Source organism: Bartonella sp. AP88XZML (assembly GCF_042195565.1).
Classification (GTDB): domain Bacteria; phylum Pseudomonadota; class Alphaproteobacteria; order Rhizobiales; family Rhizobiaceae; genus Bartonella.
Map to the genome: position 1 here is coordinate 88792 of NZ_JBHIOQ010000104.1, position 14810 is coordinate 103601.

The 14810-nt window shown below is 37.5% G+C and carries 10 protein-coding genes; all 10 read right to left on the reverse strand.

From position 1 onward, the window contains the following. Window positions 1–27: 27 nt before the first annotated feature. Complete coding sequence (gene mfd / locus ACFIK2_RS09500; protein ID WP_375634062.1) at window positions 28–3528, reverse strand: transcription-repair coupling factor; 3501 nt, start codon at window positions 3526–3528, stop codon at window positions 28–30. A 5-nt stretch (window positions 3529–3533) separates the two neighbouring features. Next, window positions 3534–3821: a succinate dehydrogenase assembly factor 2 gene (locus ACFIK2_RS09505; RefSeq protein ID WP_375634061.1), complete on the reverse strand. Its 288-nt coding sequence runs from the start codon at window positions 3819–3821 to the stop codon at window positions 3534–3536. A gap of 64 nt (window positions 3822–3885) precedes the next feature. Then, window positions 3886–4566 carry an ABC transporter ATP-binding protein gene (locus tag ACFIK2_RS09510; protein ID WP_375621231.1) on the reverse strand — a complete coding sequence of 227 codons (681 nt, stop codon included), beginning with the start codon at window positions 4564–4566 and terminating at the stop codon, window positions 3886–3888. Continuing rightward, window positions 4566–5834: a lipoprotein-releasing ABC transporter permease subunit gene (locus tag ACFIK2_RS09515; RefSeq protein ID WP_375634060.1), complete on the reverse strand. Its 1269-nt coding sequence runs from the start codon at window positions 5832–5834 to the stop codon at window positions 4566–4568. The genes ACFIK2_RS09510 and ACFIK2_RS09515 overlap by 1 nt, the downstream gene beginning before the upstream one ends. An 11-nt stretch (window positions 5835–5845) precedes the next feature. Then, complete coding sequence (gene proS / locus ACFIK2_RS09520) at window positions 5846–7171, reverse strand: proline--tRNA ligase (protein WP_375643131.1); 1326 nt, start codon at window positions 7169–7171, stop codon at window positions 5846–5848. Between the two features lie 202 nt (window positions 7172–7373). Next, window positions 7374–9050 (reverse strand): ribonuclease J, encoded by a 1677-nt coding sequence (locus ACFIK2_RS09525; protein WP_375634675.1) that lies wholly within the window; start codon window positions 9048–9050, stop codon window positions 7374–7376. A 45-nt stretch (window positions 9051–9095) separates the two neighbouring features. Then, entirely contained in the window at window positions 9096–9905 is an 810-nt protein-coding gene (locus ACFIK2_RS09530; RefSeq protein ID WP_375643135.1) for a biotin--[acetyl-CoA-carboxylase] ligase, read from the reverse strand. Next, on the reverse strand, window positions 9905–11359 hold the full coding sequence (gene nuoN / locus ACFIK2_RS09535; RefSeq protein ID WP_375643139.1) for an NADH-quinone oxidoreductase subunit NuoN: 1455 nt from the start codon (window positions 11357–11359) through the stop codon (window positions 9905–9907). Before nuoN ends, ACFIK2_RS09530 begins: the two co-directional genes overlap by 1 nt. A 17-nt stretch (window positions 11360–11376) precedes the next feature. Continuing rightward, window positions 11377–12846, reverse strand: a complete 1470-nt coding sequence (locus ACFIK2_RS09540; RefSeq protein WP_273791287.1) for an NADH-quinone oxidoreductase subunit M — start codon at window positions 12844–12846, stop codon at window positions 11377–11379. Next, entirely contained in the window at window positions 12846–14810 is a 1965-nt protein-coding gene (gene nuoL / locus ACFIK2_RS09545) for an NADH-quinone oxidoreductase subunit L (RefSeq protein WP_375643159.1), read from the reverse strand. Before nuoL ends, ACFIK2_RS09540 begins: the two co-directional genes overlap by 1 nt.

The following is a 14810-nucleotide window of genomic DNA, read 5'->3' on the forward strand; positions in this document are numbered from 1 at the left end:
ATAGTTCTGAAATAATAAAGATATTTTTTAAACAGAATGTTGTTCTGCCATTTCGACAAGCTGTGTCATAATATTCGCTGCTCCAACAAGCCTTTCATCCGCTGTGGACCAATTACGAATAAGAGCGATACTTTGATCTGGACGAATTTTTGCCATCGAACCTTGTTTTCCAACCCACTGAACAAGAGCAACACTATTTGCGAAATAGTTATTACGAAACTGTATAACAATCCCCTTTGGTCCTGTATCTAATTTCTCTACATGCGCTTTTCGACATAATGTTTTGATATAAAAGACTTTAAGAAGGTGTTGAACCTCAAGGGGTAAAGGACCAAAGCGATCAATTAACTCCGCTGCAAATTCATCAATTTGTTCTAAATCATCAAGTTCTGTTAAACGACGATAAAGTCCCATACGTAATGATAAGTCAGGCACGAAACTTTCTGGTATCATCACTGTTGTACCAAGTGAAATTTGAGGAGACCATTGATTATCTTCATTTAGCTCTCCATCTTTTAATTCAGCAACAGCTTCTTCAAGCATTTTTTGATAGAGTTCAAATCCAACTTCTTTGATATGCCCCGATTGCTGTTCACCTAAAAAATTGCCTGAACCGCGGATATCCATGTCATGGCTTGCCAATTGAAACCCGGCCCCTAAGGTATCAAGAGATTGTAAAACTTTAAGACGGCGATCGGCAGCAGCTGTTAAGACTTTACCAGCAGGAAATGTAAAGAGAGCATAAGCACGTTGTTTTGAACGCCCTACCCTACCACGTAACTGATAAAGGGCAGAAAGGCCAAACATCTCAGCACGATGCACAATTAGGGTATTGGCTGTTGGAATATCAAGCCCCGATTCAATAATGGTTGTTGAGAGCAGCACATCATATTGTCCATCATAAAATGCATTCATGATATCATCAAGTTGTCCAGCCGGCATTTGTCCATGAGCCACAACGAATTTCAGTTCTGGCACATGTGTTTTGAGATATTCTTCTACAAAAGCCAGATCAGAAATACGAGGACAAACATAGAAACTTTGTCCACCACGATAATATTCTCGAAGCAGGGTCTCTCGTATAACAAGTGCATCAAAGGGTGAAATAAAAGTACGAACCGCCATTCTATCAATGGGGGGTGTTGTTATCAATGAAAGTTCACGTACACCCGATAAAGCTAACCCTAAAGTGCGTGGTATGGGAGTTGCTGAAAGTGTGAGAACATGAATATCACTTTTAAGCTCTTTTAAACGCTCTTTATGTTTAACACCAAAATGTTGTTCCTCATCAATGATAAGAAGGCCTAATCGTAAAAAATTAACTGCACCACTTAATAATGCATGGGTTCCAATGACAATATCGATTGTACCATCTGAAACACCTTTTTTTACTCGTGCAAGTTCTTTCGCTTTTACAAGCCTTGAAGCATGTCCAATTTTAACCGGTAATCCTTGAAAACGCGAAATAAATGTTTTGTAATGTTGACGTGAAAGCAAAGTTGTTGGTACAACAACCGCAACCTGATATCCATTTAATGCTGCAACAAAAGCACTTCGAATGGCTACTTCAGTTTTTCCAAAACCAACATCACCGCATATCAAGCGATCCATCGGCTTGCCTGAGGCTAGATCATCCAAAACAGCATCAATTGCATTCATTTGATCTTCCGTTTCTTCATAGGGAAAGCAAGCAACGAACTCATCAAAAGATCCAATTGGTGGAAGTAAAGCAGGCGCAGCACGAGTCATACGCTCTGCAGCTATACGGATTAATTGCCCTGCCATTTCCAATAAATGTTTTTTAAGCCGAGCTTTACGTGCTTGCCAAGCAACACCTCCTAATTTATCTAACGTTACCTCTGTTCCTTCTGAGCCATAACGTGAGAGAAGCTCAATATTTTCAACAGGTAAAAAGAGGAGATCACCTCCAGCATATTTAATTTCAAGGCAATCTCGTAAAATTCCAGTGGTTGTGATGGTTTTAAGACCAACAAATTGGCCAATACCGTGGTCGATATGCACAACAATATCACCAGAATTTAAAGCAGAAACTTCAGAAATAAAATTTGTATTATTCTTACGCCGCTTTGGCGATCTTATAAAACGATCGCCAAGGATATCTTGCTCTGCTATAATAGCCAAATCTTCAGCCACAAAACCATGTTCTATCATGATAACAGCTGCTAATATGCGATCTCGAGGTGTTGCTTTGACAGTTTGCAAAGATTTTGCAACATCTATTTTTTTCAATCCATGCTCGTCGAGAACTTGTACTAAACGATTCAGAGATCCTTCACTCCAACACGCTAAAAGTACTTTTTTGCCCGCAGCGCGTAAAGATGCGATGTGATCAATAACACTTGAAAAAACGTTTTTTTCCTGCGCATTACGCTCTTTTACAAAATCATATCCCTGTTTAACATGTGCGTGAATAACAGTTTGTTCCAAACTTTGTGGAATATTAAAAGGCGAAAAATCAATACGCTGTGAAGATTGTTGCACACATTCTAAAACACGCTCTGGCGTTAAATAGAGAAGACTAGGGTCTATTGGATGATAAGAAGTAGAATTTTCTTTATCATTTTCGCGCTCTTTGCGCGCATTATAATAGTCTTCAATAAGATGATAGCGCTCAATGAAGACTTCTTCTATGAGATGTTCAAAAACTATCGCTAAGTTGCCACAATGGTCAAACAAGCTATCAAGGTTTTCATAAAAAAATGGAAGCCAATGTTCCATACCAACAAAACGCCGACCTTGAGAAATTGCTTCATAAAGCATGTTATTTTTTTGTGATACACCAAATGTACGGGTATAATTGCTTTTAAAACGGCTGATGCGTTCTGGTGTAAGAACAACCTCACTCATTGCCTGTAATAAAAGTTCAGTTTTTTGGCCTGTTGTCCTTTGACTTTCTGGATCAAATACGCGGATACTTTCTAGGGTATCTCCAAAAAAATCAAGACGTAAAGGTTCAACATCCATCGGAGAAAAGATATCAAGTATTCCTCCTCTTACAGCAAACTCACCAACATCACGGACAACCGTAACACGTTCAAAACCATTGGTTTCTAGAAATTGAATAAGATTTCCCATGTTATTACGCTGGCCAACACGTGCGTGAATAAGCTGAGCTTCTATCATTTCACGAGGAGGCAACTTTTGCATAATTGCATTTGCTGTAGTTAATATAATTGCAGGATGTGGATCTTTCCGTAAATTTGCTATGTGTGCCAATGTTGATAGTCGACGTGCCATAACAGCAATTCCTGGTGATACGCGATCATAAGGCAAACAATCCCATGCAGGAAATTGAAGTACGGGTAAATTGGGTTCAATAAAATTTAAAACTTGTTGTAAATACGCAATTTTTGTTCCGTCACGGACAACATAGATGAGCGGTTTACCTTGTGCAATTTCTGAACTTAATTTAGCAAGCGCAAAGGCTTCAAATCCATCAGTAACGCCATCTAAAATCATACGAACAGAATTATTTTTGGGAATAACAATTTTTTTAAATATAGGCATCGGGATTAATAACTTAAGCAAGTACGATAATTGGCAATATCACGGAAAAGTGGACTATCAACTTCAGAGGGGGGCAAAATTTCTCCAGTAATCCATGTGAGTAAATCACGATCATCAAAAGACATAATATACTCAAGCTCAGAGAGCGTTCTATCATTCATCTCAGTGATATGAGCATCGACATAATGTCCAAAAATGAGATCCATTTCACGAATACCGCGATGCCATGCACGAAAAATCAATCGACGACGACGAGCATCTAATTGATTTTTGTCAACGACAAAAACTGTCATAAAAAATCTCCTTGAATAAAGTAATATAAACTATTCAATTAGTCGTAAAAATTTGTACCTTGCTTTAAGGAAGTTCTATAATCTTTTGTTCTTTAAGTGTAATTCGACGATGCATTTGCTTAGCCAAAGCGTAATTATGTGTTGCAATAAGAGCAGAAAGACCAGACTGACGAACAAGGATAGATAAAGCTTGAAAGACATAAGCTGAAGTTACTGGATCAAGATTTCCTGTAGGTTCATCAGCCAAAAGAACCGAAGGACCATTTGCTACTGCACGTGCAATAGCAACACGTTGTTGTTCTCCTCCCGATAACTCTGAGGGACGATGGTTCGCACGATGAGAAATACGCAGATACGTTAATAATTTGCGCGCACGATCTTCTGCTATGGATTTTTTTAATCCTGCTATCATTTGCGGTATCATGACATTTTCTAACGCCGTAAACTCTGGAAGTAAATGATGAAATTGATAAACAAAACCAATATCATTTCGTCTTATAGCTGTTCGCTCACTATCAGAGCGCTTTGCACAAGAAACACCCCGTAACATCACATCACCAGCTGTTGGTTTTTCTAATAATCCAGCAATATGAAGAAGTGTTGATTTTCCAGCACCAGATGGTGCAACAAGTGCGACAAGCTCTCCACGATTAAGAATAAAATTGGCTTTATCTAAAACAATGAGAGGCTTATGACTCTCGAAAAAGTGTCTTTCAATCTCTACAAGCTCTAAAATAGCTGTCATTATTCATACCTCAAAGCTTGTACGGGATCTAGCTTAGCAGCACGCCATGCCGGAATGAGAGCAGCAAGAAACGACAAGAATAAAGCCATCATAGCAACCAAGACGGTCTGTTTCCACTCAATTTGTGCAGGCAATTTTGTTAAAAAATAAAGTTGAGGATTAAAAACGTCGACATTAAATAACCAAGATATAAAATCTTGGATATGATTAATATTCGCAGTCGCGATAACACCTAAAACTAAACCCAATATAGTTCCAATAAAACCAATCATCATTCCTGTAATGATAAATATACGCAAAATCGCACTCTGTTGAGCCCCCATCGTGCGTAAAATTGCAATATCATGACTTTTATCTTTTACAAGCATAATCAGCCCTGAAATAATATTTAAAGCAGCAACAAGAACGATCAGAGAAAGAATGAAAAACATAACATTTCGTTCAATCTGTAAGGCTGAAAAAAAAGCCTGATTGCGTGTACGCCAATCAATTAAATAGACCTGTTGATCAACTGCTTTTTCTACAACAGGTTTTATTTGATCAACAGCATCAGGATCATTTAGAAATAATTCTAAAGACTGAACCTTATCTCCCAAATTAAAAAACATTTGTGCTTCATGGAGAGGCATAAAGATAAATATTGAATCATATTCAGACATACCAACTTCAAAAATAGCAACGACTTTATAAGCTTTCACACGTGGGGTAACGCCAAAAGGAGTCTCATCACCATCTGGAGTAATAATACGAATATCTCTTCCAACTGTCAGTCCTAATTTTTCTGCTAAGCCACTTCCAATTGCAACACCTTCTTCTTGATCAAACCGAGAAATCGATCCTAATTTAATGTTTTGAGAGACTGTTTTAAGCTTTTCTAGATCTTGTTTGCGCATACCACGAACTAACGCGCCAGAGCCACCTTGAACTTCACCTTGAACAAGCGCTTGACCTTCAATAACAGGTAAAGCAAACTTCACACCATTTGTAGTTTCTAAAGAAGAAATAAGAGTCTTATAATCAGAAAAACCAGAATCAACTGTTTGAATAATAAGATGCCCATTCATACCAAGAATACGATTGAGAAGTTCTGTACGAAAGCCATTCATCACCGCCATAACAACAACCAGAGCAAATACGCCCAACATAATCCCAATAAGAGAAATAATTGAAATAACAGATGCAACGACATGTTTTTTATTGGGAATCATATAACGAAAAGCGATCATCCACTCATAAGATGAAAAGCATTTGTTTTTCAGCCTCTTCATAATATTTCCTATTAAATTATAGAAAGTTGGCTGAGCACATCTTCAACCTTTAGAGATTTTTTTATTCCTGTTTTTCGATCTTTAATTTCAACTTCATTTTGTGCAATGCTGTTAGGACCAACAATGATTTGCGTTGGCAAACCAATCAAATCCATTGTTGCAAATTTTGATCCAGGACGTTCATTTCTATCATCTAATAACGGATCAAAACCAACCTTCTTTAATCCCTGATAGAGAAACTCACATGCCTGTGTGCATTTTTCATCATCGGGCTTCATATTGATAATCCCAAAATCAAACGGTGCCATCGACTTTGGCCAAATAATACCATTTTCATCATGAGAAGCCTCAATAGCGGCCGCAACAAAACGCGAAGGACCAATACCATAAGATCCCATAGAGACCACATGCTCTTTTCCATCTTTTCCCATAACTTTTGCTCCCATTGGAGCGGAATATTTAGTACCAAAGTGGAAAATATGCCCTACTTCAATACCACGCGCTGAAAGACGATTATGATCAGAAACTTTAGCCCACTCCTCTTCATTATGCATTTCTTCCGTTGCTGCATAAAAAGATGTCCATTGCTTAACAATATCATCTAAAACAGCTTTATCACTAAAATCGATTGAACTATCAGGAACGGTAAGTTCAAGAAATTGTTTATCACAAAAGATAGCACTCTCTCCTGTTTCAGCCAAAATGATAAATTCATGACTGAGTTCCCCCCCTATTGGACCTGTATCTGCACGCATAGGAATTGCTTTTAAGCCAAGGCGAGAAAAAGTGCGTAAATAAGCAACAAACATACGATTATAAGATGTTTCAGAGCCTTCATAATCAAGATCAAAAGAATAAGCATCTTTCATTAAAAATTCTCGTGCTCGCATCACACCAAAACGTGGACGAATTTCATCACGAAATTTCCATTGAATATGATATAAATTAAGCGGAAGATCTTTATAAGAACGAACATAAGAGCGAAAAATATCTGTTACCATCTCTTCATTGGTTGGACCATAAAGTAAATCACGCTTTTGACGATCTTTAATGCGGAGCATTTCCAAACCATAATCATCATAACGACCGCTTTCACGCCAAAGATCAGCAGACTGAATTGTAGGCATCAATATTTCTATTGCACCCGCACGTTCTTGCTCTTCACGAATAATTTTACAAACTTTATCAAGCACTTTTTTTCCCAAAGGAAGCCAAGAATAAATCCCTGATGTTTGTTGTCGAATCATTCCAGCGCGCAACATGAAGCGATGAGAAACAATTTCTGCTTCTTTAGGATTCTCTTTTAAAAGTGGAAGGAAATATTGAGAAAGACGCATTGAAATAATTAACTCCTAATCAGACCTATCATATCGGAACAATTTATCACACCCTCTATTCATCTATAGCCGCATTCTGAATACTTGCAAATATAACGATCTTATCATTTAAAAATTTATTGTGCTTTATTCTCTATTTTTCTTATTTAGCAATAAAATAAAAATGCTCTTCTCTTTTTAAATAACGTAATAGGAAAGTTTTTTATTTTGACCGATGTAAAAAAACTGTACAGATAGGTTTTTTTTGCCAAATTTCATGAACAGCCGCTCTTACTGCACGTCGTGTTGCCTCTCGAATAAGTTCATTATTTTTCTGTTTCATGCGTGGGATATTATAAACTGTATTTTCTACGATATCTAAAAGAATATCTTTTAAACTTTCCCCCTTTCCATTACTTTCAGGTAACCCGAATGTTGTTAGACCTATATCCCCTAATAATTCATGCTTACTATTTATATGGAGAGAAATAGTAACATGACCAGCATAACTTAGTTTGCGGCGTTCACGAATCCCTAATTCATCTTCATCTCCAATTAGGCAACCATCCTTATAGATGCGGCCAACAGGAACTTGATCAACAACCTTCACAGACTCTGGTGCAAGACGTAACATATGGCCATTTCTGATATCCATAACAGTTTTAATACCCGCTTGACGTGCTAAAGTTGCCTGAGCCTTAAGATGCATTGCTTCCCCATGTACAGGGACAAGTATTTGTGGCTTTATCCAATCATACATCTGTAAAAGTTCTGAACGACGGGGATGACCTGAAACATGAACAAGTGCATCTTCATTCGTAATAATTTTAATACCCAAATCAATGAAACAATTTTGTACCTCAATAATCGCTTTTTCGTTTCCTGGAATACTTCGTGATGAATAAATAACGGTATCACCAGCGGAAAGTGCAATACTTTTCATTCCATCACGTGACAGTTTAGCTAAAGCAGCACATGGCTCACCTTGGCTCCCTGTGACAATTAAAACAAGATCTTTTCGCGAGATGTAGCCATAATCATCTTCCGTTACAAATGGTGCTAAACCATTCATATAACCAAGCTCTTGTGCAACCATAATACTTCGCTTAAGGGAACGCCCAATGACAAGCACCTTACGTCCAGCAGCTTCAGCTGCAAGAGCAATAGAACGTATCCGACCAATATTAGAAGAAAAAGTCGCTATCGCAACACGCCCTTCAGCTTTAGAAATAATCTCTGAAAGACTGGCTTGAACTTGCTGTTCTGAAGGAGAAATACCATCCCGACATGCATTTGTGGAATCACAAAGTAATGCTAAAACACCTTTTTTGCCTAAAGCACGAAATCTTTTTTCATCGGTTACAGCCCCGAGTGAAGGGGTATGATCAATTTTCCAATCACCAGTATGAATCACAGTCCCCAAAGAGGTTGTAATTGCTAAAGATACAGATTCTGGTATTGAATGGTTAACGGCTATAGCCTCTATAGCAAAGGAACCTACCTGAAAACAATCACCAGCTTGAAAAATATTGAGTAAAATTTTTTGAGATTCAAAATCTAATTGTTTTTTAGTTTCCAATAATCCTGCCGTAAAAGGCGTACAGTAAATCGGCACTTGTAACTTTGGACATAAATCAAGAACGGCCCCATAATGATCTTCATGTGCATGTGTTAAAACAAGACCCCGTATATTATGTTTTTCACTTTCTAGAAAACGAATATCAGGCAAAACAAGATCGACACCTGGTAATTCAGAACCAGCAAAACTAATCCCCATATCAACCAGCAGCCATTCACGAAGATTTTGGGGACCAAATCCGTAAGCAGCTAAATTCATCCCTATTTCACCTACACCTCCCAGAGGTAAAAAAACAAATTCACATCTATTGGCTGCAACCATAAACATCTCCCAAATCATTAAGGTATCTGATGATAAAATAATTTTTTAATAACGACCTGCATTAATAGAAGCAGCCGAACCAAAATGAACATCTCCAGCTGTTATAATGGCTGTCTGACCATTTTTTTGCTTTATGATGCAGTTAAAATCACTATCAAGACCATCAAAAACACCCTCAATGACTTTTTCATCATTCACCACTTTGACATGTTTCCCAAGATGAGCGGAATATAAAAGCCATTTTTTTCGGATTATTTCACATCCTTTTGGTTGTTTCCAAAGAAGGTAATTTTTAGAAAAACACTCCGTCAAAACCGTAAATAATTGTTCTGCATCAATACGCAAACCGATATTCTTTAAGCTTGAAGTGGAATAGGGTGCATCTTCATAATTATATTTCACATTTATTCCAATACCAATAACCAAGGCATATTGTTGTGATGACAATTTTAAAATCTCAAGCAAAACTCCAGAGCTTTTTTCTCCTCTGAGCAAAATATCGTTTGGCCATTTTAAGCTCACAATATTGTTTGTCTGTTTTTCCTCTTTTATTAATTGTTTTATTGCCTCTGCCACACTTACTCCAGCAACAAAACCAAGTTGAGCCGCAGTTTGATGAACAATATCATCAATTAATAAAAGACTAGAATAAAGGTTCCCTTTTGGACTAGACCAAGTCCTCCCTCTTCTTGCTCTTCCCTGTGTTTGTTCTTGTGCAACAATCCAAAGATTACCTTGATGACCAGTTTGCGCTTTTCGTTGCGCAATGAGATTTGTTGAATCAACACTATCGTACGCTTCAATAGTGTATCCCTGTTTTTGTGCAAAATCTGATAAAGTATAAACCATATTCATTAAAACAATACTGTTGCTGCTTTTTCTGCTAGTTCAGCGAACCAAACTCCAAAAAGCGCGTAAAATAAAATAAAGAATACAGAAAGACCAAGACAAAATTGAAGCTCTTTCGATAAAGCAACAAAATGCGCTTTTGCATCATCAAACCACATAATTTTAATGACTCTCAAATAGTAAAAAGCCCCAACGACAGACGCTATCATCCCAACGACAGCAAGTGGCGTAAGTCCAGCGTGGACAGCAGCAGAAAATGTATACCACTTTCCAAAAAAACCAGCCATAGGAGGTATGCTTGCTAAAGAAAAAAGCTGTATTGTCATCACAACAGCCATAAACGGATTCGTCTTTGCTAACCCTGAAAGATCATAAATATTTTCAACATTTCCATTCTGAGAGCGCATTCCAAGAATAAAGGCAAATGAACCAATCGTCATTCCAAGATAAATAGTCATATAAAGGATAACGCTTTTTATCCCAAGCATATCTCCAGCAGATAAACCAACAAGTGCATAACCCATATGACTGATCGACGAATAAGCCATTAAGCGCTTAATATTATTCTGACCGATTGCAGCAAAAGCACCCAGTATCATTGATGCAATCGCCATGAACACCAAAATTTGTTGCCATGCAGGCATCACGTTATCAACACGCCCTAGGGGAATAAAGGTCACCACAATAATACGGATGATTAAAGCCATTGCAGCAACTTTAGGGGCACCAGCAAAAAATGCTGTAATCGGTGTGGGCGCTCCTTCATAAACATCAGGTGTCCACATATGAAACGGAACAGCAGAAATTTTGAAAGCCAAACCAGCTAAAATAAAGACAATTCCAAAAATAACCCCCAATTGTACATTTTTATCTTTTAAAGCAAGAGCAATTTCGTGAAAACCAATTTGACCGGTAAAACCATAAAGCAAAGAAATACCATAAAGAAGCAACCCTGAAGATAATGCTCCTAAAACAAAGTATTTTATACCGGCTTCAGAAGATTTTACATTATTACGATTAATCGCTGCTAAAACATATAAAGCTAAAGATTGCAGCTCTAACCCCATATAAAGCGACAGCATATTACCCGCTGAAATCATAAACATCATTCCAAGGGTTGCTAAAAGAACAAGTACTGGAAACTCAAATATATTAAACTTTTGTGCATTGGCAAAACCAACAGACATGATAAGAGAAAAGAGTGCACCAATAAGCATTAAAATTTTCATATAACGACTAAAGGAATCGATAACGAGCGCATTGGTTTGAAATGAACCATTTTTAGGAAAAATTATAAGAATAATAATGGTTGCCACAAGAAGTGCTATGGCTAAACCTGTCACTGTTAAAGAAGCACGTGTATTGGAATAAACACCAATCATAAGCAGCACGACAGCTCCTAATGCAATTAAAAGCTCTGGAAGAATTAAGACTAATTGCGCTATTATTTCAGTTTGCATGTGCATTCTTCCCTTATCTAGTGCAGTTTATTGATGAGGGTTTCTACGGAAAACGCCGTTGCCTTAAGAATAGGCGTTGGATAGATACCAAAGAATATTGTAAGAATAACCATTGGATAAAGAAGGAATTTTTCTCTTAAAGAAAGATCTATTAATACTTTTAAATTCTCTTTATCCAAGGAACCAAAAACCACACGCCGATAAAGATAAAGGGCATAGGCTGCCGATAAGATAACACCTGTTGTTGCTAAAACAACAACCAATTTATTTACTTGAAAAACACCTATTAAGGTTAAAAATTCACCCAAAAATCCTGAGCTTCCAGGCAAACCAACATTTGCCATAGTGAAAATTAAGAAAACAACAGCATATTTAGGCATATTATTCACTAAACCACCAAACGCTGAAATTTCACGTGTATGCAAGCGATCATAGATAACCCCAACACAAAGAAACAATGCTGCTGAAACAATTCCATGGGATAACATCTGATAAATAGCCCCTTGTATCCCCTGTTCATTCGCAGCAAAAATACCCATTGTCACATACCCCATATGCGCTATTGAAGAATAAGCAATAAGTTTTTTGATGTCACTTTGAACAAGTGCAACCAGTGATGTATAAATAATAGCGATAAGCGATAATGTGAAAACAAAAGGCGCAAAATCTGCTGAAGCGATAGGAAACATAGGCAAAGAAAAACGAAGAAAACCATACCCACCTAATTTAAGTAAGACACCAGCTAAAATAACAGAACCCGCTGTCGGTGCTTCTACGTGAGCATCAGGGAGCCATGTATGAACTGGCCACATTGGCATTTTAACTGCGAAAGAAGCAAAAAATGCAAGCCATAACCATATTTGCATATGAGCAGGAAACTGATAATTGAGTAAAGTTGGTATATCAAGTGTCCCAGCCTCCCAATACATAACCATAAGAGCAACCAGCATAAGCACTGAACCAAGTAAAGTATATAAGAAAAACTTTATACTTGCATAAACACGACGTGCTCCTCCCCATACACCTATAATGATAAACATTGGAATGAGGCTGCCTTCAAAAAAAACATAGAATAGCATTGCATCAAGAGCACAAAAAACACCAATAATCGCAACTTCTAGAAGAAGAAACGCAATCATATAGGCTTTTAATCTCTCTTTAACATTCTCCCAACTTGCTAAAATACAGAAAGGCAAAAGAAAAGCCGAGAGAACAACAAAAAGAATAGAAATACCATCGACCCCCATATGATAGCTAATACCACCCCCTAACCAACTGGATTTTTCAACCATTTGAAAATTTTGGTTGCTAGAATCAAATCCTATCCAAATAATTAAAGAAATAATAAAAACAAATAGAGTCGTAAAAAATGCGACATTACGTATATTATGGCGTGCTACTTCACTATCATCTTTGATAAACAAAATCAGAAGAACACCAACAAGCGGCAAAAATGTAACCGTAGAAAGAATAGGCCAATCGGTCATTAGTTTACGCCCCCGATCATCATCCATGTAATGAGCAATGCAACGCCGATAAGCATTGCAAATGCATAGTGGTAAAGATAGCCTGTTTGCATTCGAACAACTCTATTTGTAATATCAACAACACGCGCTGCAATACCATTGGGACCTAGACCATCAATAATCTTACCGTCTCCCACTTTCCAAAAAAAAGAACCAATTCTAAAGGTAGGACGAACAAATAAAAAGTTATATAATTGATCGAAATACCACTTTTGGTAAAGAAAGTGATACACTCCTGGCATAATACGCGCCATTTTCTTGGGAAGAGAGGGAGCCACAATATAAAATAAATAAGCCAACATAAACCCAAGAATCATTGCTATAAAAGGCGACCATTTTACCCAATTAAAAACATGGTGAGCATCATGAAGAATATGATTATGGCTGCTTGTAAACAATGCTCCCTTCCAAAAAGCATTATACAAGTCACCAAAAAAGTAAGGTTGGAAAACGACACCAGAAAATATTGCTCCAATAGATAAAAGAAAGAGTGGAATCAACATAACTGGAGGCGATTCATGAACATGATGCATCACATCAACTGTTGCCCGTGGTTTACCATGGAATGTCATAAAGATAAGTCGCCATGAATAGAAACTTGTTAAAAAGGCAGCAAAAACAAGAAGATAAAAAGCATATCCTGAAGCAATATTATGAGATGCAAAAGCAGACTCTATAATCGCATCTTTTGAGAAAAAACCTGCAGTCCCGAAAAGTGTTCCTGGAATTCCAACTCCGGTCAAGGCAATGGTCCCGACCATCATCATCCAATAGGTGATCTTTATATGTTTGCGTAACCCACCCATTTTTCGCATATCTTGTTCATCAGACACAGCATGAATCACAGAACCTGCACCAAGAAACAATAAGGCTTTAAAAAAAGCATGCGTAAAAAGATGAAAGACAGCAGCGCCATAAGCTCCAACACCTAATGCCACAAACATATAACCAAGTTGAGAGCATGTAGAATAAGCAATAACACGCTTAATATCATTCTGCACCAACCCCACAGTTGCTGCAAAAAACGCTGTTGTTGCACCAACAATAATAATCACGGTCAAAGCAGTTGAAGAAAGTTCAAAAATTGGCGACATACGCGCAATCATAAAAACACCAGCCGTTACCATTGTAGCGGCATGAATAAGCGCTGATACAGGAGTTGGCCCTTCCATTGCATCAGGCAGCCAAGTATGTAAAAGAAATTGTGCGGATTTTCCCATCGCACCAATAAATAATAAAAGACATGTAATGGTAATTGCCGTCTGCCCATCAAATTGCCAATCTAAAAATGTCATATTTTGTATAAAGCTCTTGTCGGCAGCTTTTGCAAAAATAGAGGCAAAATCAACCGATTGGAACAAAACAAAAATACTAAAGATTCCTAAGAGAAAACCAAAGTCTCCAACACGGTTAACTACAAAAGCTTTCATTGCGGCCTTATTAGCAGAATCGCGCTGAAACCAAAAACCAATGAGTAAATAAGAAGCAAGTCCGACACCTTCCCATCCAAAAAACATCTGAATCAAATTATTGGATGTGACCAACATAAGCATCATAAATGTAAACAAAGAAAGATAAGAAAAAAAACGAGACCTTGAAGGGTCATGGTGCATATAACCAATTGAATAAATATGCACTAATGCCGAAACACTATTCACAACAATAAGCATGACAGCTGTTAATGCATCAACATGTAAAGCCCAATTAAAGCTTAAGTCACCAACAGTCATCCAATGTAATACCAATACATCAATCGCTGGAATATGACCAAGTGCAGTACTGAAAAATACTATCCACGATAATATGGCAACAACAACCATAAAGCTACATGTTATCAATTCACTCGCACGATCTCCTATCGTTTTTCCACCTAGTGCAGCAATTAAAAAACCCAAAAGCGGAAGAAAGACAATCGTATAATACAT

Coding starts and splice junctions, on each gene's coding strand:
- mfd (WP_375634062.1), bottom strand. CDS start 3,528: ATGCCTATATTTAAAAAAATTGTTATTCCCAAAAATAATTCTGTTCGT.
- ACFIK2_RS09505 (WP_375634061.1), bottom strand. CDS start 3,821: ATGACAGTTTTTGTCGTTGACAAAAATCAATTAGATGCTCGTCGTCGT.
- ACFIK2_RS09510 (WP_375621231.1), bottom strand. CDS start 4,566: ATGACAGCTATTTTAGAGCTTGTAGAGATTGAAAGACACTTTTTCGAG.
- ACFIK2_RS09515 (WP_375634060.1), bottom strand. CDS start 5,834: ATGAAGAGGCTGAAAAACAAATGCTTTTCATCTTATGAGTGGATGATC.
- proS (WP_375643131.1), bottom strand. CDS start 7,171: ATGCGTCTTTCTCAATATTTCCTTCCACTTTTAAAAGAGAATCCTAAA.
- ACFIK2_RS09525 (WP_375634675.1), bottom strand. CDS start 9,050: ATGGTTGCAGCCAATAGATGTGAATTTGTTTTTTTACCTCTGGGAGGT.
- ACFIK2_RS09530 (WP_375643135.1), bottom strand. CDS start 9,905: ATGAATATGGTTTATACTTTATCAGATTTTGCACAAAAACAGGGATAC.
- nuoN (WP_375643139.1), bottom strand. CDS start 11,359: ATGCAAACTGAAATAATAGCGCAATTAGTCTTAATTCTTCCAGAGCTT.
- ACFIK2_RS09540 (WP_273791287.1), bottom strand. CDS start 12,846: ATGACCGATTGGCCTATTCTTTCTACGGTTACATTTTTGCCGCTTGTT.
- nuoL (WP_375643159.1), bottom strand. CDS start 14,810: ATGTATTATACGATTGTCTTTCTTCCGCTTTTGGGTTTTTTAATTGCT.